Here is a 23,865-nt window from a genome sequence, read left to right as displayed (position 1 = left end):
ATTAAATGTTGCCTTTGTTGACTAATCGTTTTTTATTCATTAATAATGCTCTCCGTATTTAGCATATGGCTAATTACATTATAAGAAATATAACAACTTGATGTTTTTAAAACTAAGTTGCAGGGAGTTTTATTATGAGTTCAGTTTCATTAACTGCGAAAGCAATTCGTAGCAGTTTATTAGCAGTTGCAGCAACAAGTGTTGCCTCTGTCAGTCTATTTTCTACTTCTGCTGTAGCAGCGGAAGAACAAGTTCAAAAAGTTGAGCGTATTGCGGTTACCGGTTCACGTATTAAGCGTACCGATATGGAAACAGCCAGCCCTGTAAGTGTGATTGATGCTTCTTCAATTATCGCATCTGGCGCAACGTCAATTGATGATGTTTTACAAAAAATGACATCTTCAGGCGGTGCAATGACCAACGCTGCAGTTAACAACGGTTCTGGCGGTAACGCGACAATGAACTTACGCGGCTTAGGTTCAAACCGTACTTTAGTATTGGTTAACGGCCGTCGTATGATTGCATCGGGTACTGGTGCAGCTTCAACTGTTGACTTAAACACCATTCCTGTTTCAATGATCCAACGTGTTGAAGTATTAAAAGACGGCGCATCTGCTGTTTATGGTACAGATGCTATCGCGGGTGTTGTTAACATTATTTTAAAGCGTGATTTTGATGGTTTAGAGTTAAACGCCCAAACGGGTATCTCTGGCCAAGGTGATGCCGATGAAACAAGCGTCGACTTCACTTTAGGTAACACGTTTGATAAAGGTAACGTAGTTATCAATGCTCAATACACCAAACGTGGTGAAGCTAGCCAAGCTGACCGTGGTTTCTCTGAGTGTCCAATCGCAGAAAAAGGTCCAGCGGGTAGCCGAACGACTTATTGTGCTGGTAGTGCTTATTCTGAAGGTGGTCACATTTGGGGTGATGACGGTGCTAACTTAAGTGGCCGTGGTGGCGAATACCACGAGTTTACTGATGCAGACCGTTTTAACTATTCAAAAGACAGTTTCTTATCTACGCCAATGGAGCGCTTAAACTTAAGCTTCGCGGGTACTTACGAACTGACTGATTCAACAATGTTCTTCTCTGAAGCCATGTACACCAAGCGTTGGTCTGATCAACAAATGGCACCTCAACCAATTTGGAATAATGATCCTTGGATTTATCAACCAAAAGCGGCTGGCGGTTGGATGACAGATGCATTACTTCCTTGGGTTGCTGCAGGTGAAGGTGTAAGTTACGGTCGCCGTATGGTTGAATCTGGCACACGTCAATTTAGCCAAACTGTTGATACTATCCGTGTTGTATTAGGTCTTGAAGGCGAATTCGATAACGGTTGGACATGGGATGCTTCTTACAACAAAGGTAAGAATGACTCTGTTGATACTTTAGCGAATCTACATAACTTAGGCTCAATCAATGATGCTGTTTTAGAAGGCAAATTTGATCCATTCCTACAGGAATCTTGGCAAGGTGATAATATCGCACCATATATCTACACTGAATTAAACAGTGGTGGTAGCGAGTTGGATATTATTGCTGGTACTTTATCTGGTGGCATTGTTGATTTACCAGCTGGCGAATTAGGTTTTGCTGCAGGTTATGAGCACCGTAAAGAGTCTGCACACTACACACCTGACTCGTTAACTGCTCAAGGTTTAGCAAACGATCCACGTGTTGAAGGCACTGCAGGTGAGTTCCGCGTTGATGAAGTATATGCAGAATTAGCTATTCCTTTATTAGTTGACTTACCTTTAGCACAGCAAGTTGATATGAGCGCGGCAATGCGTTACTTCAACTACAGCACCTTTGGTGAAGATACTACGTGGAAACTGGGTTTAACTTGGCGTTTATATGACGACCTAATGGTACGTGGTGGTCGCTCTACAGCTTTCCGTGCGCCTACTGTAAGTGAGCTATTTGGTGGTAAATCGCCATCATTTAACCAAATTGTTCACCCAGCAACGACTCAAACTCAAGCTGAAGTGACGGTTGGTGGTAACCAATTGTTGACTCCAGAAGAAGCAGATATCACTACCATTGGTTTAGTGTATTCGCCAAGCTATGTTGAAGGTTTATCTTTCACCGTTGATTACTTCGATATCGGTATTACTAATACTATTACTGCTGTTGATGCAAACTATGTGGCTAACCAATGTTTAGGTGCTGATGGTTCGTTAATCAACACTGGTACAGCATTATGTCAGTCTTCAAATATTTCAATGGACAACACTGGCCGTATCAAGTTTGACAACGGTTTACAGAACATTGGTGAGACCAACACATCAGGTTATGACATTAACGTTGCTTATGTGTTTGATGCGTTAAGCTTAAGCTGGAAAGCGGGCTTAGATACATCTATTCTTTCTTCATATGAAGAATACGATCCTGATGGAAACGCAGTAAATTACCGTGGTTACATCACTGGTGGTGTAGGTGCCTATGCTAAGTTTAAGTCTAACTTTAACTTAACCGCATCTGCTGATGACTGGAGTGCTACATACGAAGCGCGTTATATTGATGGTATGGATTCATTTGCTTGTAAAGCCGATACGACTAAGTGTTATGCGCCATCTGTAGATAGCATTATCTATCATGATTTATCTGGTTCTTATGATGTGACAAGCACTGTTCGTATGTCAGCGGGTATCAACAACATTTTTGATGAAGAGCCACCATACTTCACTGGTAACAACGATTCAAATACCGATCCGTACACCTATGACGTGTTAGGTCGTTACTTCTTCGTTCGTGCTAACGTTAAGTTCTAATTTTTAATAACTAGAGCGTTAACTCAAAACCGGCCATTTGGCCGGTTTTTTTATGTAAAAATCTTACTCTTGTCAGGATGCAACCTTTGCGCTTCATTTTTTTCAAAGTGTATCAGGGTTGGTGGTTGTTTTGTTTGGTGTCGCGTTACAAGTGTGTTACCTATCAAAAGCTCACTGTTGTTGAGCTTTTTCATACTTCTTTTAATTAGGCTGTATCAATATGTTTTTTATTAGCATTTATATTGTTTTCTCTGTTGAGGATGTTGCATTTATTTAACAGTATCGAGTCAAGCGGTTAACTGTGGGTTAACTGTTAGAACAATAAAAAACATTTCGTTATATAAGTTAACGTCTAAGGGAGAAAAGTATGCGTTCAGTATCATTAACTGCCAAAGCTATTCGTCGAGGTCTACTCGCCGCGGCAGCAACAACAGTTGCGAGTTCAGGCTTTATATCTACATCTGTTATGGCAGCAGAAGAACAAGTTCAAAAAGTTGAGCGTATAGCCGTAACTGGTTCACGTATCAAGCGTACCGATATGGAAACAGCCAGCCCAGTAAGTGTGATTGATGCTTCTTCAATTATTGCATCTGGCGCAACGTCAATTGATGATGTTTTACAAAAAATGACATCTTCAGGCGGTGCAATGACTAACGCCGCTGTCAACAATGGTTCAGGTGGTAATGCACGAGTCAACTTACGTGGCTTAGGTTCTAACCGCACGCTTGTTTTAGTTAACGGCCGTCGTATGATCGCATCGGGAACTGGTGCAGCATCCACTGTTGATTTAAACACCATTCCTGTTTCAATGATCCAACGTGTTGAAGTATTAAAAGACGGTGCTTCAGCAGTTTATGGAACCGATGCTATCGCAGGCGTGGTTAACGTTATTCTTAAGCGCGATTTTGACGGTCTCGAATTAAACGCACAAACCGGTATTTCTGGCCAAGGAGATGCTGATGAAACAAGTCTTGATTTCACTTTAGGTAATACGTTCGACAAAGGTAACGTGGTTATCAATGCTCAATACACCAAACGTGGTGAAGCCAGTCAAGCTGACCGTGGCTTCTCTGAGTGTCCAATCGCAGAAAAAGGCCCAGCTGGAAACAGAACGACTTATTGTGCTGGTAGTGCTTATTCAGAAGGTGGTCATATTTGGGGTGAGAATGGGGCAAACTTAAGTGGTCGTGGTGGCGAGTACCACGAGTTTACTGATGCAGATCGTTTTAACTATTCAAAGGACAGTTTTTTATCTACGCCAATGGAGCGCTTAAACTTAAGCTTCGCAGGTACTTACGAACTGTCTGACTCAACAATGTTCTTCTCTGAAGCTATGTACACTAAGCGTTGGTCTGATCAACAAATGGCACCTCAACCCATTTGGAATAGTGATCCTTGGATATATCAACCTAAAGTAGCCGGCGGTTGGATGACCGATGATTTATTACCTTGGATAGAAGCGGGTGAAGAAATCAGTTATGGTCGTCGTATGGTAGAGTCTGGTTCTCGTGACTTTAGTCAAACTGTTGATACCATCCGTATCGTATTAGGCCTTGAAGGTGAGTTTGATAATGGTTGGACGTGGGATGCTTCTTACAACAAAGGTAAGAACGACTCTGTTGATACTTTAGCGAATCTACATAACTTAGGCTCAATCAACGATGCTGTGTTAGAAGGCAAATTTGACCCATTCCTACAAGAATCATGGCAGGGTGATAGTATCGCTCCATTTATCTACACCGAGCTTAACAGCGGTGGAAGTGAGTTAGATATTATTGCTGGTACGTTATCGGGTGGCATTGTTGATTTACCCGCAGGTGAATTAGGTTTTGCTGCAGGTTATGAGCACCGTAAAGAATCTGCTTATTACACTCCTGACTCATTGACCTCTCAAGGGCTTGCGAACGACCCTCGAGTTGAGCCTACTGCTGGTGAGTTCAGCGTTGATGAAGTTTACGCTGAATTAGCGATTCCTTTATTAGCTGATTTACCTTTAGCTCAACAAGTTGATATGAGCGCAGCAATGCGTTATTTCAACTACAGCACCTTTGGTGAAGATACTACGTGGAAACTGGGTTTAACATGGCGTTTATATGACGATCTCATGATCCGTGGTGGTCGCTCAACCGCCTTCCGTGCACCTACTGTAAGTGAACTGTTTGGTGGTAAATCACCCTCATTTGATCAAATTGTGCATCCTGCAACGACTCAAACTCAAGCTGAAGTGACGGTTGGTGGTAATCCTTTATTGACTCCAGAAGAAGCAGATATCACTACAGTTGGTTTAGTGTACTCACCAAGCTTTGTAGAAGGTTTATCATTTACTGTTGATTATTATGATATTGGTATTACTAATACTATTACCGCAGTTGACTCTAACTATGTGGCTAACCAATGTTTAGGTGCTGATGGTTCGTTAATCAACACTGGTACTGCATTGTGCCAAGCGTCCAACATTTCTATTGATAATACTGGTCGTATTAAGTTTGATAACGGTTTGCAAAACATTGGTGCAACGAATACCTCAGGTTACGACATTAACGTAGCATATGTATTTGATGCATTTAACTTAAGTTGGAAAGCGGGCTTAGATACATCCATCCTTTCTTCATATGAAGAGTTTGATCCTGATGGTGTAGCTGTTGACTACCGCGGTTATATTACTGGTGGTGTTGGTGCTTACGCTAAGTTCAAGTCTAACTTTAACTTAACCGCATCTGCTGATGACTGGAGTGCTACATACGAAGCGCGTTATATCGATGGCATGGATTCATTTGCTTGTAAAGCCGATACCACTAAGTGTTATGCGCCTTCTGTTGATAGTATTGTTTATCATGATTTATCAGGCTCTTATGATTTAACAAATACGGTTAGAGTTTCTGCTGGCGTGAATAACGTATTTGATGAAGAACCACCATATTACACAGGTAACAATGATTCAAATACCGATCCATATACTTATGATGTATTAGGGCGCTACTTCTTTGTACGTGCAAACGTTAAGTTCTAAGTTAGTTAGCTATTCATCGTAACCAAAAACCTCCGCTTACGGAGGTTTTTTATTGAGCATTATTCAAATTTATAATCCTCACCAGGCTGCGTTAGCCTTAGTGATTTAAACGTAACTCATGGCGATGTTCTTGCCGATAACGAGAAGCACAAACACTGCATCGCTGTTCTGTTGGATCACCTTGTAAACGTGATGCTTCTATTTCGGACTCGCAATCAGAGCATAGTCCATACAAGCCTAAATCAAGTTGGCATATTGCTGCATCTAATCGCATTAAATGTTCGAATAGGCCTGTATCGGACATTTTGATTTCACTCAAATAATCGATAAGGTTAGATAAGTCCATTTGTTGAATCGTATTGAGTTGTTGATTGTCGATATGATGCTGTAAAAGCTCAAGCTTAATGTTAGCTCTTAGCTGTGCTTCTATTTGAGACAATTGCGCTCGAATATCCTGATTTTTCACCAGATAACCTTTATTAGAGATGATCAATATAGCTTGTTATTTTACGAGCTTAAAAAAAGTCAGTTATGATAAAGATCAATTCTGGGTCAGATTGTAACCTTCAAATAGTCGATGTGGATTAAATTTTGTTAATCCACATATATAACGACTGACAATATTAACAAGGATTGCTAGGTAAGAGGTGGGGGATATACCAATCACGATAAGTAAGAGATCAAAAATAGCGTAGGAAAACGCTTGAGAATAAGGCAGATTTTCGATAAGCAGTTATTCTACAAGCAAAAAAATCTAACGCTGTTGTCGAGTGTTTTAACAAGCAAGGGTAATCAGTTATTTATTACGATTGGTATTAATGGGCACTTTGTTGAGCATTATTCAGCACAGATACAATTTCATCCGCTGTTTTAAAAACTCTTAACTCGCGAAACAATGCATCGGCTTCGGGATATTGCCTATTTAAATAAGTGAACCATTGTTTAATACGCCCAGGCAGGTAGTCAGACTTTTTATTATCAACCTGCTTTTGGGTGTAACTTAATAATAAATTTAAGGTTTCTTCCCATGTGTATGGCTTATTGCCATGCTTAATGCATGCGCCTAAGTTAGGTAATGAAATCGCCCCGCGGCCAATCATAATGTTGTCGCATCCAGTGACCTCCATACATCGCTTAGCATCCGCCTCGCTCCAAATTTCACCATTGGCAATCACCGGAATGGGTAAACGCTTTTTGACTTCAGTTATGTATTCCCAATAAGCAGGAGGCTTATAGCCATCGACTTTGCTGCGGGCATGAATGGCTATTTCTGTTGCACCTGCTTCATAAATCGCCAGTGCATTCTCCATAAAGAGTGATTTGTCTTCATAACCTAAACGGATCTTGGCTGTGACGGGTTGATCTTCAGGCACAGCCTGGCGCATCGCTTTCACAATGTTATGTATGTTGTCGGGGTACTGCAATAAAACTGCGCCGCCTTTACTTCTGTTGACAATTTTGGCTGGACAACCAAAATTAGCGTCCACCCCTCGGGAACCCATTGCAACCGCTCTATATGCATTTTCGGCCATCCAATTAGGCTCTTGACCAAGTAATTGGACTCTAACGGGGGTGCCATTTGGGGTTAAACCATCATGATGTAATTCAGGGCAGAGTTTGTAATAGACCTTTTCAGGCAGTAGCTGATCTACCACACGAACAAACTCGGTGACGACTAAATCAAACGGGTTAATAGTGGATAAAATATCACGCATTAAATCATCAACTACGCCTTCCATAGGCGCTAATACAAGTCGCACAGCATTCTCTCAGCTTGAATAAAGGGCGCTATTTTAACCTTAAAATCACACTATGCCAGTGTTAGTTTTACTTCCTACAATTTAAAAACTAAAAACGTATTGAAACCATCAAGATATATTCTATGATTAACTCTGGTGATTATTTCCTAGCACACTTGGAAGTGATAAGAGTGTGTTTATCTTTGTTGATAAATAATGCAGTAGGCTATTTTTTGTCAGGCAATCACAAATGAGCGCCGTTTAGCCTGCTAAATAAGTGAATTTGCGGGCAGAATAGCTGGGCAACTGCTAATTGCGTTGAGGCTAAAATGACACTACATTGCGTTGGATAATCTTGACCAAGGGCAGGATGCAGGATGCTCGACATTATCCGCTTTGCCTAAAGTCATTTTATCTCTGAACATGAAAAATAAACAAAGTTAAACAAAGATAAACACACCTTAATGTGAACCTAGATAAAATAAATATTACTTTTTTGAAATTTATTTTATGCTTGTTAGGTCTATATGTATAAGCCAGCAATGATGTTGGTCATCATTCAATTTTTTAAAAGGAATCAAAATATGAACTCAGTTAAGCAAACTACCCTCGCAGTTGCATTAGGTGCAGTAGTCATGAGTGCTGGCATAGCAACAGAAGCACAAGCCAACCCATTTGGTTTTGAGCAACTTACCCAAGGTTACCAATTAGATGGTGGTGAAGGTAAGTGCGGAGAAGGTAAATGTGGAGCAGACATGAAAAAATCTGCTGAAAAAGCCAAAGAAGGCAAGTGTGGTGAAGGCAAATGTGGCGAAGGTAAGTGCGGTGGCGACATGAAAAAGTCTGCTGAAAAAGCCAAAGAAGGTAAATGCGGCGAAGGTAAGTGTGGTGCCGACATGAAAAAAGCCACTGAGCAAGGTAAAGAAGCCAAAGCCAACATGGAAAAATCTCAAGAAGGTCAATGTGGCGGTAAAAGATAATCATCTTTTAATGCGTTAATTGCGTTCTAAATAAGGCCTGTTTTCAGGCCTTATCTTATTTATACTCTGCTGAAATTTAACTATTTCTATTAATATCGATACATAACTCTCCGCTGTAAGGGTCTTTTATGTCCATCAAAGAAAATGTGCCATCAACTGCAATGGTTGGCTTGGGTCTAAGACGAGAAATGCTAACTGAATTTTGTCAGTTAACACCGCCACAAATTGAGTTTTTTGAAGTGGCTCCAGAAAACTGGATGACCTTGGGTGGTAAATATGGTCGTCAATTCAAACAACTGACTGAACAGCACCCTTTTTTTTGTCATGGTTTATCTTTGTCTATAGGCAGTCCAGCCCCGCTTGATACCCACTTTGTACAAAACATTAAACGCTTTCTAGACTCACACCAAATAAAGGTATATTCGGAGCATTTAAGTTATTGTTCAGGGGAAGGGCATATGTACGACCTCATGCCTATTCCCTTTACAGATGAGGCTGTCATCCATACCGCAAAACGCATCAAGCAAGTTGAAGATATATTAGAGCGGCCGTTTATTTTAGAAAACGTCTCATTTTATGCTGCTCCAGGTGCGCAAATGACTGAAGAGGCATTTGTGAACGCGGTGCTTGCTGAAGCTGACTGCAAGCTGTTACTGGATGTAAACAACATTTATGTGAATTCTATTAACCATCAATATGATGCACAGCAATTTTTGGCATCCATGCCAACAGAACGTATCGCTTATTTACATATTGCAGGGCATTACCAGGAAGATATTGACTTAATGGTGGATACCCATGGTGCTGATATTATTGACCCGGTCTGGACGTTGTTGCAAAGCTGCTATGAGATCCATGGGGTTCATCCCACCCTATTAGAGCGTGATTTTAATATCCCACCCACTGAAATCCTCTTGGCGGAAATTAATCAAATTCACACCTATCAGCAACAAGCTAAAGATGCTTTAAAAGTAAGGAAAGCCTAATGAAGTTTACTGACATTCAGCAGAGCTTTATGGATTATATCCGTGATCCTAATCATCCCTTACCTCATGGTATTGAGCCAAGACGAATGCTGATTTACCGCGAGTTATTTTTTAATAATGTCAATGGTTTTGTGTCCAGTGCTTTTCCGGTACTTAAAAGCCTCTACGATGAACAGGATTGGTTAACATTAGTGCAGCAGTTTTTTGCTGAACATCACTGCCATACACCTATATTTGTTGAAATAGCAGGGGAGTTTTTGGCATTTTTACAACAATATAAAATGAAAGACTCCGATCCTCATTTTTTGCTGGAATTAGCGCATTATGAATGGCTCGAGTTAGTGGTCGCGACTCAACAATCGAGCGAACAGCAACAAGTGTTCGCTGCTGATTTAATACTCTTAAAACCTTTGCAATTATCTGTTTGTGCCAAAGTTGCTCAATATCAATATGATGTTCAGCATATAAGTGTTGATTACCAACCGATTGAACCACCTTCACAGCCACAGTATTTTTGTGTGTATAGAAATAGAGAAGATGAAGTATCATTTTTGCAATTAAACCCGCTCACTGCGCACGTTTTAGCGTTAATTGAACAACATACACAACAACAAATGAGTATCAGCTTCGATGAGGTCATTCATCAGTTAATGGCGTTTTACCCGAATATGCAGGTTGATACTATGACAAACGGTTGTGCTCACATGCTAAAGCAAATGGTTGAAAAGGGAATTGTTGTTACATCGAGTTAAATAAGCCTTAAAATATTTATGGTTTTTATTCGTAATTAATCGCAGTAGAATGCGCGCGTTGTGATGAAGTTCACGTTTTATCCGCGCGCACAGCGGCTTTATGTTAACTCGTACACAAATTAAACAATACCCTGTATTTTTGCCCAAGGACATTTCATGAACGAGCCGTTTAAAGATCCATTCAATGCCTTTTATTTGATTGGTTTTATTCTTGTGTTACTGATCCCCACTCTGCCAGCATCATTATCTTGGTTAAAATTTGCAGGCTTAATCTAAGCATTAATTTAGGCTACAATAAGCTTAGTGTTACAAACCACTCATTAACGAGTGGTTTTTTGTTTTGAGGATGTTCAAGAACTATGGTGATTAAGCGAGGCTTATATCTTGTTGTCGGTCTGCTGAGTTTATTACTTGGTGTGATAGGTATTGTTGTGCCTTTATTGCCGACCGTGCCATTTATTTTACTGGCGGCATTTTGTTTTGCCCGCTCAAGTGAACGATTACATCAGTGGTTAATGACCCACCCATGGTTTTCTGAAGCATTAAACAATTGGCAAACTAAACGTGCATTAAATAAAACCTTAAAACGTCGCGCTATGATAATGACCACACTGAGCTTTGGCATTAGCATTAGCGTAGTGCCGTTAGTTTGGGTCAAGATTATGTTGTTGGTTATGTTATGTGGTCTGCTGATTTATTTGTGGCAGATCCCAGAGTTAACAGATTAATTGTGTAATGGTTGAACACCATCCACAACAGGCTTAAGATCCTGTTAATTTTTAGTTGTAAACGAGTCCCAAAGGGACTTTTTTATTGAAACCCCATTGAAAGAGTTTTCATTATGATGAACAAAGACAGTTTAGCGCTGATTAAGCAAAGCATTAAAACCATACCAGACTACCCAAAAGCAGGCATTATGTTCCGTGATGTCACCAGTCTTTTAGAAAGTGCAGAAGCTTACAAAGCGACAATTGCTTTATTAGTCGCGCATTATCAATCTAAGGGGTTTACTAAAGTGGTTGGCACTGAAGCACGTGGCTTCTTGTTTGGTGCTCCGTTAGCACTTGAGCTTGGTATTGGTTTTGTTCCCGTTCGTAAGCCAGGTAAATTACCTCGAGCCACCATAAGCCAAACCTATGAGCTTGAATATGGCAAAGACACATTAGAAATTCACACCGATGCCATCAAAGCTGACGACAAAGTGTTAGTGATTGATGATCTACTTGCAACGGGTGGCACAATTGAAGCTACGGTAAAACTTATTCGTCAACTCGGTGGCGAAGTGGAACATGCTGCATTTGTGATTTCATTACCAGAAATTGGCGGTGAAGCCAGATTAAAAGCCATGGGCATAGAAGTGTTGAGTCTGTGCGAATTTGAAGGCGAGTAAATCGATTATTTATCCATTCATAATTGTTGATAAAGCCAGCTAATAGCAGCCAAACAATAGCCTGTAGTCGTTTTGCGTGTTATTGTTTGGCGTAATTAATGGGAGTTCTTCCCACACTGTTTAGCTTGGGGAATTGCATGTCTTATCAGGTGTTAGCCCGTAAATGGCGCCCTGCCAAATTTGAGCAAATGGTTGGTCAAGCGCATGTGTTACTGGCGTTAACTAACGCATTAAGCCAACAACGTTTGCATCATGCCTATTTATTCACTGGTACTCGCGGCGTGGGTAAAACCAGTTTAGCGCGTTTGTTTGCCAAAGGATTAAATTGCGAACAAGGCGTGACAGCAAATCCTTGTGGAGTTTGTTCAAGTTGTGAAGAAATCGCTCAAGGTCGATTTGTCGATTTAATTGAAGTAGATGCGGCTTCGCGCACCAAAGTGGATGACACTCGTGAATTATTAGATAACGTGCAATATCGTCCTTCACGTGGTCGCTATAAAGTGTATCTTATTGATGAAGTGCACATGCTGTCTCGCAGTAGTTTTAATGCACTATTAAAAACGCTAGAGGAACCGCCTGAACACGTAAAATTTCTATTAGCGACAACTGACCCTCAAAAATTACCGGTGACGGTATTGTCTCGGTGTTTACAATTTAATTTAAAAAGTTTGTCACAAGATGAAATTGCTAAACAACTTGAATTTGTATTAACTCAAGAGCAACTGCCATTTGAAAATCAGGCACTTTCCCTGTTAGCCAAAGCCGCCAACGGCAGTATGCGTGATGCATTAAGTTTAACCGATCAAGCGATTGCTTTTGGTTCTGGCCAAGTGATGTACCAGCAAGTGCAATCAATGCTTGGCAGTATTGATCAGCAGCAAGTTATCGCACTACTAAAAGCCCTTTGTGATGCCGATATTGAGCCTTTGATGACCACAGTTGCTAAGGTATTAGCGTTTGGGGCCGATGCGCAGGAAGTGTTACGCAGTTTATTAGAATTACTGCATCAAATCACCTTGACTCAGTTTGCTCCAGCGGCAGCGCAATCATCACTATACAGTGAGCAAATATTGGCTTTTGCTCAGCAAATTTCTGCTGAACAAATTCAGCTTTATTATCAGATGCTGTTAGCTGGGCGCAAAGATTTACCTTTTGCACCAGATCCTAAATCGGGTTTAGAAATGGCACTGTTAAGAGCGGTTGCTTTTGTGCCAGAAAAGCAAACTAAACGCTGGGTTACAGACAGTTCCGTTAACCTTGAGTTACCGCCTTTACCCCCCCAGAATCAAGAGGTCACAGAGACTTGCCCAAAGCCTGAAACTGATTATGGCGTTAATTCTCTGAGTGTTGATGCTTGTGGTAATGCCATGTCTCAACAAGCAAATAGTGAGACATTGGGCCTCGCTACACGTGATTCTACCTTGATTACCGTTAAATCTGATTCGAAATCTATGCCTGCAACAGGAGTATCTCAAGCAATAACTGAGGTCGATGCGGATGCAGATGTTGATTGCGACGATGACACTGAACAGTTAATAGCACAACAAGCTATGTTGCTTAACCAAGCTGAAAGTATGGGGTTTGTTAACGCTGTTAGCATGCAAAATGATAGTCAGCCGTTATCGGGGGGGAATACGCAAAAAGCATACAATATTGATGAACTGCAAACAGCCATTGCGCCTTCAACGGAGGGCGTTGATGATCACAAAAAGCAACAAGCGGCAGATGATACGCAGTCTCAAGCCTCTCAAATCCCCCCCCCGCAAGAGGCTATAAATCAATCGTCAATAGAGGTTGCTTCACCTTTTATTACAAAAGATGACCTATATATTGGTGCCGATTATGCTCAATTTGAAGATGATGATAGTCATAATGATTATGAAGACTATCTTGCTTTTAATCAGCAGTCTGAAACCGAATTACAAGTAAAATCGGTGGTAACAGAAGAGCCAAAGCGAAATACACCTCAGGTTGCATCACAGGGGGTAGCCTCGACAATTGCGCCCGTTAATGAAGCTGAGCCTGACCCATTAGATGATATTTTAGATTTAGTACTCGCCAGCAGAGATTCATTATTAGCGGAGGTCAGTGCGCACAAAGCGCAAGATGAAGCCGATGCCTCTCACAAAAAGGTTGCAGATAAACAGCAAGCAAAAATTCCCGCATCGCAGGCCAAACTGGGTGGAGTGAATACCGTCGATATAAAATCGGATGAAAACAGTCATCCGCTTCAACCTTCGATGGTTGATGATACGTTGCAGTATTCGCGCTCGATAAGCGAGCAAAATAATGTTTCAACAGAAAAAGTGCATCCTGACTCATATGACCGACCTCCTTGGGAAGCACCATCGGCAGAAGAGCTAGCGTTCACTCAGCAGACCGCGGTTGTTGATGCAGGCATTGCACAGACAGCTTTAGAAAGTGACACTGAAATTGCACCTACCATGAGTGATCAAGGTGGACTAACTGAACCTGCAGAGTTACTTGTGCAAGATGATAACCAAACAAGCTTAGTGACTCATTCAGAGGTTAAAATGACTGAGCCTAGTGTCATTGATCATCGTGCCATTGGTCATGCTATTACGGGTAATGAAGTTGATCTGAATTGGTATCAAATTATGGCGAAAGTTAAAGTGGGTGGACGAGTTCGTCAACTCGGCATGAACTCTTTGTGCCAATCCGTGTCGAATCCCATACAGCTAACATTAAAGCCAGATCAAAAGCATTTATGTGCAGATATCGCCATTGAACAGCTTCAAGCAGGTTTATCCGCTTTTTTAGAACAGGATATTCAGGTTATTGTCGAGATTGGCCAAGATGCTAATCGTGAAACCCCACTTGAATTGCGCAAACGCTTTCATCAAGAACTGGTGCAACAGGCCAAACAGTCAATATTGGCAGACGATCATGTCCAATGGATGATAAGTCAACTTGCTGCACAATTAGATGATGATTCAGTTGTTTACCCACAAGAGCAACTGACGAATGTGGCTGAGCTTATTCCTGAATTATTGGATTAATAATTTCGTTGATGTTGAGTTACATCGGCGGTGATAGTATTAGCCTAAATGGCTTCAATAGGTTAGCAGCTTCGCAAATTTACATTTACGGGTTTGCTAATCAATATAATTTCAGTAAGATTAGGCCAATTTGGTAACTTGCTAAAACCCATTATTTTAATAGAGAAAGAGAATCGATTATGTTTGGAAAAGGCGGCATGGGCAACTTGATGAAGCAAGCCCAAATGATGCAAGACAAAATGGCTAAAGTGCAAGAAGAAATCGCTCGTATGGAAATAACTGGCGAATCAGGAGCCGGCTTAGTGAAAGTGACTATGACTGGCACACACAATGTCCGTCGTGTGGAAATTGACCCAAGCTTGATGGAAGATGACAAAGAAATGCTGGAAGATTTAATTGCAGCAGCCTGTAATGATGCGGCGCGTCGTGTAGAAGAAAACCAAAAAACGAAAATGGCAGAAGTTACTGGCGGTATGCAACTCCCTCCTGGGATGAAAATGCCGTTTTAACATTTCCATTCTTTTTTCTCCCTATCCAACCTTGCTAAACGCTAGGGGAGCAAAATCGAAGAATCATTAAAGCCCAAGTTTATCACTTGGGCTTTTTTGTACTTGGTATTTTGTACGGATGCATTATTAGGATATTTTCATCTAAGGTTTACATTCCAACCATAGTCAATAATTGCACAGAAATTGGCTCTAGTGTTAACGGAGCCAAAGCCATGGCGCATATAATGCGTTAATTTAGGTATGGTATGGCGTTACCGTATATTTTTGGCGAAAAATAATAACGCATTATCATGCTGCTCAAACAATCATCACTAAAGAACAACACACCCTAAAAATTTCCGACTGAACAATGAGAAAATGTATTAATTTCTGAGTAAATCTTTTAACCAAAGATCTGAATAAAAAGATTATCAATCAGGGAGGATATCCTCTGGTTGCTTTTTGTTGTGACAAAAGAGCCATTGTCACCAAGGAGTTAAATAAAAAAGTTATAAGTGCTCACTCAGGTGTGAGCAATCTCTTACACGCTTGTAGGTGTTAATGGTTATTAGTTTGCTAGATAGCCAGTTTTAAAATTAATTATTGATTAAAATCAGATGATTAATTGTTTGTTTAATTTTGCGATAGATGGTTTTTTTTAATGAACAGTTCTTTGTGTTTTATTTGAATATGGCTCCTATACAATGATTACATCAAGTGAAAGAATTAAGTAGGTTTGCTCAGGAAGAGCAATAATACTGAATTAACACTTTGAATATCATGGATGAAATAAGGACACGCTCAAGGAAATAGAGCATGAGTTTGGCAAATGGATCGCCAAAACAAGGATGGGTGAACGCGAAAGCTGACACAAGGGATCAGGGATTGGATAGCAGGATGCTAAAGGACAATTCAAAGGATTTGAATTTTCAGTTCAAGGATGGCTGAACAAAGGATTGAACTCAACTTACGTCAGTAAAGGATTGTTGAGATATAAAGGATTAAAGGAAAGCCAGGATGGCTAGACGCAAGGATGGGCAGGAAGCATTAATTTAGCAAGGTTGCTAACGTAAGAATTAAAATAGGCACAATCTGAATTCAGGTTGTGCCTTTTTTATTTGGCGAACAATAAGCTTGTTTCGTATTTTGCTCTAGCGTTTGTGAGACATCTCTTACAAAGGCTGTAGGCCAAATAGGCTTTGTTAATGAGTTGTACTTTTGGATTTTATTATAAACTATTGTTTTTAAGGTGAATTTATTATATTATACTAATTTTAGGTTGTTGTTGTTTTGTTGCGCAGTTGTTTGGTGTCTATTTTAAAAGTTGTACCTAGATTAATATTAACTTAAGCAAAGGATAGCGAAACACAGGATGTGGTGTAAGCAGGATGCTGAAACATATTGGATGTGTAGTAAAGGACTATGATAGTTTATCAAAAAGGACAATAACTCGTTTTATGGATAAGGCGAGGTAAGTATCTAGGATTGATACTTAGAATGACTGACCACTAGGATGGTGGGAAACATTAAAAGGGATTTCAAGGACGATTTAAGGACACGCTCAGGACAGAGCAGGCTCGGTCAAAGGATAATCGAGTAAGAAGGACAGTACGCAAGTACAAGGATCCCCAGGGAAAGCGCAAGGATAGGTGCAGGAGCAACTGATACGCATGGATGGTGCAGGGAGCAACCAAAATAGCGGGAAAGCTTAACAAGAGAACAGAAGGCCGTGACTTAATGTCACGGCCTTTCTTTTACTCTCTTAACCTGGTTAATTCAAACGACTAACCAGTTAAGATATAACTGTTGAAGGCTGTTCCGCTAGCATTGCTATAATGGCGAACTGAACAATTCGATTAATGGCACTTACCTGAATTACAACTATTACTCGATCCACAACCACCAAACTTGCCTTTTGCCATTGGCGCATCAAGCCACTCAGGTTCAGGAAAAATAGGCCAATCTATCTTACTGACTTTTTTTCCGTGCATGTTGATATGACCGCGATATTGATTCATACCATCGGTACTGAATTCAAACATAAACTTAGCCCGCCAACACAAACCCGTGTGTCCGCCTAAGCTTGGACGAGCAGATACCATTGCAATGGCTAAGAGTTGCACATTTTGTTTTCCACAGGCTTGTTCAGCAATAACTCGGCTGACTTCAGCCATATTGCGCAACTGCCAGAAAAAAGCAGCTATAACCACCAAAGCGACTATCAATAAAAAATCAGACATCATAGGCTTGCAGCCTTAAATAAACCGCCAATGGCGAGTGAAAGTTGATCGCTACGTTCTGGATCACGTAAATCCTTTAATAACGCATTGCGAAGGCTAGGTATAGCAACAATATCAGCAAAAACCTGATTGAAAAAGGATTGTGATTGTTTGGCCAGCGCCTCTAAGAAGGTTTTGCGAGTAGTGTCATCTTTTAAGGCGAGCCAATTTCGTGCTGCGATTGTAATTAACATAGCATCATCAAGTTGATGATGTTCATCTAGGTCGGCTATCGCCTCTTGACTGAATGGTATGTGCGAAGCTAATGCCTTTAAAAATAACCCTTTATACTCTATAGGTGCTTGTTTGAAGAGTGCGAACACCGAATCAGCCAGAGGTTGTGTTAATGTCAGATGTTCTAAGCATTCGCAAAGAGCTGCTTGAACCTCAATAGGGGCGATAGGCAGGATGTTAATGATTTCTTGTTGGTGATCAAATGATGCCATTCTGACGCAAACATCGGCCAGGCCTTGAAATCCTATATGCTGCCATTGGTCTGCGTGAATTTGACCTGCAAGATATTGAGCGGCTGATTCATATTGACTTGAAGCTTGCTGGCCAAGTTGTTTTCTGACCAAGGCATTAAATAAAGCCAGTTTTTGTTGGTTTGGCTTAAAACTAAATGGATGGTGTGCTAATTGTTGTTGCTGTTCATCTGTTAAAGCCTGAGTAGGATCTCTACCAAGAGCCTCAAGTATCATTTTTATAAATTGTTGTCTTGGTGCTGGCGATAATAACCCTTGTTCATCTAAAGGCAGTTTGATAAACCAGATAAATGGTTGCTGACTTTCTTGCCAGAAAACAATAGCAAATAATGCATGGCCTTGGATCGGATAAGGGTAAGGTGAAACCAAAGATTCAATTTGATGAAAAGCCATCATATCGATGTGTTGGACTCTTCTTCCAAGATCATAAACCTGGAACTGAGTGTTCGCTGTGGCCAGAAATTGGCTTAGGGTGGTGATTTCTGTCATGGTAACTCGCTATACGACACGTGGCTATCTATGGGTATTAATGGTGGCTAATGCTATCATATTCAACCTTTAGCATTGCATTAGAGTTGTTATTTTTATGGTTTATGAAATGAGTTTGACGTTTTTAGCTGAATTAGAGCTGCAACTTAAAGCTAGCTCATTATGGTCCACAAGTCAGCCGTCAGCTTCAGCAATGGCCAGCACAGCACCATTCGCATGCGATACATTATCCTTTGAGCAATGGCTGCAATTTATTCTTATGCCTAAAATGCGCCAGTTAATTATCACCCATAGTCCTTTACCAACCGAAATGGCTATCGCTCCAATGGCTGAACAAGTTTGGCAAAACCAACCAGACAAGCACTTAATTATCAACCTATTGGTTAAATTTGACCACCTTCTTGCAAATCCCCATCGCACGGTACAACACCATGAATGATAATCATAAATCCTTTGATGCAGATAAAAGCATTGAATCACTTGATAGCAATATGCAGTCCGAAACTCAGCAAGAGTCTCCTCCACATTTAGAGATTTTATTTGAGGACGAACATATTGTTGCTATCCATAAGCCTGCTGGCTTATTAGTACACAGAAGTTATTTGGCGCGAAAAGAACGTTTTTTTGCCATGCAACTAACTCGAGATCTTGTTGGCTGCCATGTTTTTCCTGTCCATCGTTTAGATCGCCCGACCTCAGGCGTGTTGTTATTTGCAAAAAATAGCGAAAGTGCGCATATTTTATGCGAACAATTTGAGCAACATAGTGTCACTAAGCAGTATTTAGCTTTGGTCAGAGGGAACATACATGAAGCCGGAGAGTTAGACTATGCGTTAAAAGTAGAGCTTGATGATGTCGCAGATAAATATGCGGCAACGGATAAACCTGCTCAAGATGCGGTCACACTCTATCAACCGTTATTGAATAGTGAAATTCCCTACAGCTCAGGTCGATATCCAACCAGTCGATTTGGATTAGTAAAATTAACGCCCAAAACGGGTCGCAAACATCAATTGCGTCGTCATATGGCGCATTTACGTCATCCTATTATCGGTGATACAACCCATGGCGATGGTAAACAAAATAAATTTGCTCGTGAGCACTTTGGTGTGAACCGTTTATGGCTGATTGCTAAAAGCCTATCGTTTTTCCACCCAGTAACGGCAAAGTTGATGCATATTGAGACAGAGTTAGAGTCAGAGTGGCTAGACGTTTTTGATCTGCTAGGTTGGGATGAAATAGATAGCGAACCTGCCATCTTGATCTAAATTAGTGAAAGAAAACTTGCATTAAAACAATTTTATACAGTATTTTAAGTAAATAGCTTAGTGTTTAAAAGACGCATAAAGGAAAGTATTTTGGTCAATGTTAACTTAGTCTATGGCACGGTATATGGCAGTGCCCAATTTACAGCTGAAACCCTAGCCAAAGAAATAACCGCCTTAGGCTTTAATGCAACATTAATGAAGCCTAATGAATTAGCGGATTTTATTCCAAAAGAGTCTGAACATCTTATTGTTGTGTGTTCAACAACCGGGCAGGGAGAAGTAACAGAAGATATATATCCTTGGTTCGCCCATCTGAAAACCACTGCGCCTTATTTACCTAAATTGAAGTATAGTATTGTAGGGTTGGGTGATTCTAGTTACGACACTTTCTGTGGTGCTGCAAAACAATTTGATGCGTTATTGAGTGAGTTGGGGGCACAAGCATTGACGCCAAGACTTGAAATTGATGCAACTGAGACGATGGAACCAGAACTTGAAGCCACCAAATGGCTGACAACTTGGCATGCGGCGGTGGTAAACAAAGTTTAGGTCATTTTCTGCTTAATGTTTATCATCAGTGGTTTAAGTTCGTACCGCGATTAAACCACTTTGCGTTGCTCCTTATCGCCATTACCCGCATCTAGCGTCATGTTAAGCCTAAAAGCACATTCACTGCCCTTTATAGCAGAACTCCTCAATAATTTTCTTTTCACCTTTTGGCCCATTTATTTTTACTACGAAGCCGCAATAACACTTTAAAATTAATGGCTTGCTTAACATGACTTTGGGTGGCAAAGGGAGGATGTTCAAGTTGCCTATGGAACAAAAAAACTAAACAACATTTTTATAGCAGTATAGGGCTTTTCGTTGTTAAATATCATTTTAATAATTTTTAGTCACTTTTAATGTTAAATCATGAGTTGATTGATGTTAGTTCTGAAATTTAATTCAGTTTTAGAATAAAAATCACCAAATCCGTCTGGTTAGTGGCAGACTCAATTAACGAAATAATTTAGGAGCTTAACCATGGTGCCATTATCATCTTCTATTGCTGAAAAATCTCTTAAAACCAAGGTATCAAGAAGGATCCTGATCATTGATTGTGCAGATGAACAAGGGCTTATTGCCAAAATATCCGGTGTGTGTTTTGAACATCATCTGAATGTGATTAAAAATAATGAGTTTGTCGATCATGCTCAAGGTCGATTCTTTATGCGCACGGTATTGGATGGTGATATTAACGAAACGGCGTTTATTAATGCATTACAAGGGGTGTTACCCAGTAAGCATCACTTTAAATTGGTCGATGCAGGTAAAAAACGTGTGGTGATTATGGTCACGAAAGAAGCGCATTGTTTGGGCGATTTATTGATGAAATCTTATTATGGTGGCTTGGATGTTGACATAGCCGCAGTGGTTGGCAATTACGATGTGTTACAAAATCTAACAGAAAAGTTCGACATACCATTTCATTATATTAGTCATGATGGTTTAAATCGTGAAGAACATGAACTTGCTATGCTGGATGTCATCAAACCCTATAATGCTGATTATTTGGTACTTGCTAAATATATGCGTGTATTAACGCCAGAATTTGTTGCCCAGTTTCCCGATCGTATTATTAATATTCATCACTCATTTTTACCCGCTTTTATTGGTGCTTCACCCTATAAACAAGCATGGGATAGAGGCGTAAAAATTATTGGTGCAACAGCTCACTTTGTGAATAACTGTTTAGATGAGGGCCCCATTATTAAACAAGATGTCATTTCTGTAGATCACAGCTATAGCGCAGAAGAACTGGCTCATCAGGGACGTGATGTCGAAAAGAGTGTGTTAAGTAAAGCACTGCAACTGGTATTAAATGAGCAGGTTGTGGTTTATGGTAATAAAACCGTGGTGTTTTAATTCAGTTGATGTCACCGAGTTAATTGAAGTGTAACTACCATTTCACATTTATTTACTAGCAAAATCATTTATTTGTACTAATATTAATATACATTGATAAAGACAAGGAATGTGATTTAATGCGCCAAAAGCAAGATTTCTTTTTGAAGCATGGTGAACTGCCAAAGGGGTTTGGGTTAGCCTGGGCAATATTTAATGATCGACTAGAAATTATTCGCTTAAGTGAATCATTATATTCGCATGTCAAAAAACCTATCGCTGCAATCGTAAAACAGCCGATGATCGCGACGTTTCCAAATATGGACGTCAATCGTATTGATTTACATAATAGGGAATCAGAACAAATACTGCACTTTGTTGATGGTCGAGGTCAGGCCTTACAAGCATCTATTGCAGCTATTGATGGTACGGATGATCAGTGGTGTATCGTTTTTACCCACTTAAGTTTAGATGAACAGTGGCTGATGGAGTTACACCCTGATTATAACTTAGCTATTCAATCTAGTGATGATTGGTTGCAACAAATAGAAGCTGTCATGACGGCTAAACCTGATGCGATATTCAAAACGGCTTTACAGCAAGGGCTTGCGCTAACCCATAGTCAAGTGGGCTATCTTCATATCTATGATGAAAAGCATAATAAGATCCTTCGCACTGCTTGGACGGATAAGGTTAAGCAACACTTTGCCATTCCAGATAATCAAACCTATTTGGCTGAATCGGGTATTTGGGCTGAGACGGTTCAAACAAAGCAAGCCACAATTCATAATGATCCGTTAGACAATTCAGTCAAGCTGCAAAAAGACGGTTATTTTGCATTTAAAAATCATTTATGTGTGCCCATTCGCTACCGTAAAAGACTGGTTGGCATCATTGGTGTTGGTAACCGTGACAAGCCATTTACCAACGTTGATGCAAAATCCTTGAGCATATACGCCACAATTTTATGGCATTGTGTCGAATTGCCTCGCACCATGAACACCTTAATGAAACAGTCGGTCATTATCAGAGATCAAAAAGAAAAAATGACCCATATTTTGGTGCAATTAATTGGTGCTATTTCTGAAGCATTAGAATTAAAAGATGCTTACACAGCAGGCCATCAAAAGTCAGTGGCGCAATTAAGCTATTTAATGGGGGAGAAATTGGGCTTGCCGACGGATCAGTTAGAGGGCTTGAAGCTTGGCGCACTGATCCATGATATTGGTAAGCTTGCTATTCCAAGTCAAATTTTAGCTAAACCATCAAAACTTACGCCGACAGAATACGAATTAGTCAAGCAGCATCCATTACAAGGTGCATTAATTGTTGATGAAGTAGAGTTTCCTTGGCCGATTAAGCAGATGATCTTACAACATCATGAGCGTTTGGATGGTTCTGGCTATCCCGATGGATTAAAAGGTAAAGATATTATTATTGAAGCAAAAATCATTGCAGTTGCGGATGTTGCTGATTCGATTTTAAGTCATAGACCTTATCGCCCTTCAATGGGGATGGAAGCATTAAATGATGTATTAATGGATGGCCGCGGTAAAGTTTTTGATGAGAATGTTGTAGATGCCTGTTTAGATATTTTGGCTATCCATGACCTTAAAACAGCAGAATACGTAGGAAGCCTGAACTTAGATCCAGCCGTGATAATTGAAGAATATCATACACTTGAACATGTAGAGTCTATGCTGTTAAAAGCTAAAATGAATGTGGCAGTGGTGTTATCTGAGATTAATCGTTCCCCAATAGGCGTTATCGATAAACACATTCTGGCGTTCTGGCATAGCCCATTTATAGATACGGCAGCAGAACGCGCTGCAGATAGGAGTTTACTCAATAAACGTGCTCATCAGATAATGGATCATAAGATTAATCTTATTGCTGAAAATACGATTTTGAAAGATGCTAAAATTCTGATGGAAAAACAGGCAATTGATTATCTTGTGGTACAAAATCTCGATAATCAGGTGATTGGAATCGTTACTTGGAAAATTTTAGCAAATGCATTGATGAAAGAGCTAGATGAAGAACGCTCGATGCAAAGCTAATCATGTATAAAATTACCTGTATTGACCGTTAATTGGGGGGGGATTTATTAAATTGGCTCGCTTAATACCAAATGTAACCATAACTGCTCGTTTTAATTTGTGAAAACATTCTAAGTCGGCTTTAATGTTTTTTGTTATTTAATAATGATTTATCGTAAACTTACTTGTTATCACGTATTTTTCTACGCTAACTCTGAATACTTATCATATATTCCCATTGAGTATTGGGTAAGAAAAAGGCTCCGAAGAGCCTTT

At 40.2% G+C, this 23,865-nt stretch carries 18 protein-coding genes; 14 read left to right on the top strand and 4 right to left on the bottom strand.

Features of this window, described 5'->3' with window-relative positions; all coding sequences use genetic code 11:
- The first annotated feature begins 134 nt into the window (after positions 1-134).
- Together OHT75_RS16980 and OHT75_RS16975 are read left to right on the top strand one after the other, a co-directional pair.
- Positions 135-2,777, top strand: coding sequence for a TonB-dependent receptor (locus tag OHT75_RS16980; RefSeq protein WP_264728764.1), 2,643 nt, complete (start codon positions 135-137; stop codon positions 2,775-2,777).
- A 367-nt stretch (positions 2,778-3,144) separates the two neighbouring features.
- The gene (locus OHT75_RS16975) at positions 3,145-5,787 is read left to right on the top strand and encodes a TonB-dependent receptor (RefSeq protein ID WP_264728762.1); all 2,643 of its coding nucleotides are present in this window, start codon (positions 3,145-3,147) and stop codon (positions 5,785-5,787) included.
- Between the two features lie 97 nt (positions 5,788-5,884).
- Here OHT75_RS16975 and OHT75_RS16970 read toward each other — a convergent pair whose 3' ends face one another.
- Complete coding sequence (locus tag OHT75_RS16970; RefSeq protein WP_406682046.1) at positions 5,885-6,253, bottom strand: TraR/DksA C4-type zinc finger protein; 369 nt, start codon at positions 6,251-6,253, stop codon at positions 5,885-5,887.
- A 349-nt stretch (positions 6,254-6,602) separates the two neighbouring features.
- A complete protein-coding gene (locus OHT75_RS16965; RefSeq protein WP_264728760.1) occupies positions 6,603-7,547 on the bottom strand; it encodes a tRNA-dihydrouridine synthase in 945 nt (314 codons plus the stop codon).
- A 563-nt stretch (positions 7,548-8,110) separates the two neighbouring features.
- On the opposite strand from OHT75_RS16965, the gene OHT75_RS16960 reads away from it, so the two are divergent.
- The 7 genes from OHT75_RS16960 (at position 8,111) to OHT75_RS16930 (ending at position 15,163) form a co-directional block, all read left to right on the top strand.
- On the top strand, positions 8,111-8,506 hold the full coding sequence (locus tag OHT75_RS16960; RefSeq protein WP_264728757.1) for an HvfA family oxazolone/thioamide-modified RiPP metallophore: 396 nt from the start codon (positions 8,111-8,113) through the stop codon (positions 8,504-8,506).
- Positions 8,507-8,652: 146 nt separating this feature from the next.
- Positions 8,653-9,492: an HvfB family MNIO-type RiPP peptide maturase gene (locus OHT75_RS16955; protein ID WP_406682052.1), complete on the top strand. Its 840-nt coding sequence runs from the start codon at positions 8,653-8,655 to the stop codon at positions 9,490-9,492.
- Complete coding sequence (locus tag OHT75_RS16950) at positions 9,492-10,244, top strand: HvfC family RiPP maturation protein (protein WP_264728752.1); 753 nt, start codon at positions 9,492-9,494, stop codon at positions 10,242-10,244. The genes OHT75_RS16955 and OHT75_RS16950 overlap by 1 nt, the downstream gene beginning before the upstream one ends.
- Before the next feature lie 359 nt (positions 10,245-10,603).
- The gene (locus OHT75_RS16945; RefSeq protein WP_264728751.1) at positions 10,604-10,972 is read left to right on the top strand and encodes a YbaN family protein; all 369 of its coding nucleotides are present in this window, start codon (positions 10,604-10,606) and stop codon (positions 10,970-10,972) included.
- Between the two features lie 110 nt (positions 10,973-11,082).
- On the top strand, positions 11,083-11,634 hold the full coding sequence (gene apt, locus OHT75_RS16940) for an adenine phosphoribosyltransferase (RefSeq protein WP_264729069.1): 552 nt from the start codon (positions 11,083-11,085) through the stop codon (positions 11,632-11,634).
- Positions 11,635-11,771: 137 nt separating this feature from the next.
- Positions 11,772-14,654 carry a DNA polymerase III subunit gamma/tau gene (gene dnaX, locus OHT75_RS16935; protein WP_264728749.1) on the top strand — a complete coding sequence of 961 codons (2,883 nt, stop codon included), beginning with the start codon at positions 11,772-11,774 and terminating at the stop codon, positions 14,652-14,654.
- A 179-nt stretch (positions 14,655-14,833) separates the two neighbouring features.
- Positions 14,834-15,163 (top strand): YbaB/EbfC family nucleoid-associated protein, encoded by a 330-nt coding sequence (locus tag OHT75_RS16930; protein ID WP_264728747.1) that lies wholly within the window; start codon positions 14,834-14,836, stop codon positions 15,161-15,163.
- A gap of 1,835 nt (positions 15,164-16,998) precedes the next feature.
- On the opposite strand, the gene OHT75_RS16925 is transcribed toward OHT75_RS16930, so the two are convergent.
- Positions 16,999-17,385, bottom strand: a complete 387-nt coding sequence (locus OHT75_RS16925) for a DUF3301 domain-containing protein (protein WP_264728745.1) — start codon at positions 17,383-17,385, stop codon at positions 16,999-17,001.
- Positions 17,382-18,395 (bottom strand): DUF3549 family protein, encoded by a 1,014-nt coding sequence (locus tag OHT75_RS16920; protein ID WP_264728743.1) that lies wholly within the window; start codon positions 18,393-18,395, stop codon positions 17,382-17,384. Before OHT75_RS16920 ends, OHT75_RS16925 begins: the two co-directional genes overlap by 4 nt.
- 109 nt (positions 18,396-18,504) lie before the next feature.
- On the opposite strand from OHT75_RS16920, the gene OHT75_RS16915 reads away from it, so the two are divergent.
- The 5 genes from OHT75_RS16915 to OHT75_RS16895 all read left to right on the top strand — a co-directional run bounded on the left by OHT75_RS16915 (position 18,505) and on the right by OHT75_RS16895 (position 23,610).
- Positions 18,505-18,834: a YqcC family protein gene (locus OHT75_RS16915; protein WP_264728741.1), complete on the top strand. Its 330-nt coding sequence runs from the start codon at positions 18,505-18,507 to the stop codon at positions 18,832-18,834.
- A gap of 52 nt (positions 18,835-18,886) precedes the next feature.
- On the top strand, positions 18,887-19,663 hold the full coding sequence (truC, locus tag OHT75_RS16910; RefSeq protein ID WP_264729068.1) for a tRNA pseudouridine(65) synthase TruC: 777 nt from the start codon (positions 18,887-18,889) through the stop codon (positions 19,661-19,663).
- Between the two features lie 90 nt (positions 19,664-19,753).
- Positions 19,754-20,212, top strand: a complete 459-nt coding sequence (locus tag OHT75_RS16905) for a flavodoxin (protein WP_264728740.1) — start codon at positions 19,754-19,756, stop codon at positions 20,210-20,212.
- Between the two features lie 477 nt (positions 20,213-20,689).
- Positions 20,690-21,571, top strand: coding sequence for a formyltetrahydrofolate deformylase (gene purU, locus OHT75_RS16900; protein WP_264728738.1), 882 nt, complete (start codon positions 20,690-20,692; stop codon positions 21,569-21,571).
- A gap of 119 nt (positions 21,572-21,690) precedes the next feature.
- Positions 21,691-23,610: an HD domain-containing phosphohydrolase gene (locus tag OHT75_RS16895; protein ID WP_264728736.1), complete on the top strand. Its 1,920-nt coding sequence runs from the start codon at positions 21,691-21,693 to the stop codon at positions 23,608-23,610.
- Positions 23,611-23,865: the final 255 nt, after the last annotated feature.

The organism is Shewanella subflava, assembly GCF_025971955.1.
Classification (GTDB): domain Bacteria; phylum Pseudomonadota; class Gammaproteobacteria; order Enterobacterales; family Shewanellaceae; genus Shewanella; species Shewanella subflava.
The sequence above is the reverse complement of the archived record's forward strand: the minus strand, read 5'-3'. Positions and strand labels throughout refer to the sequence as shown.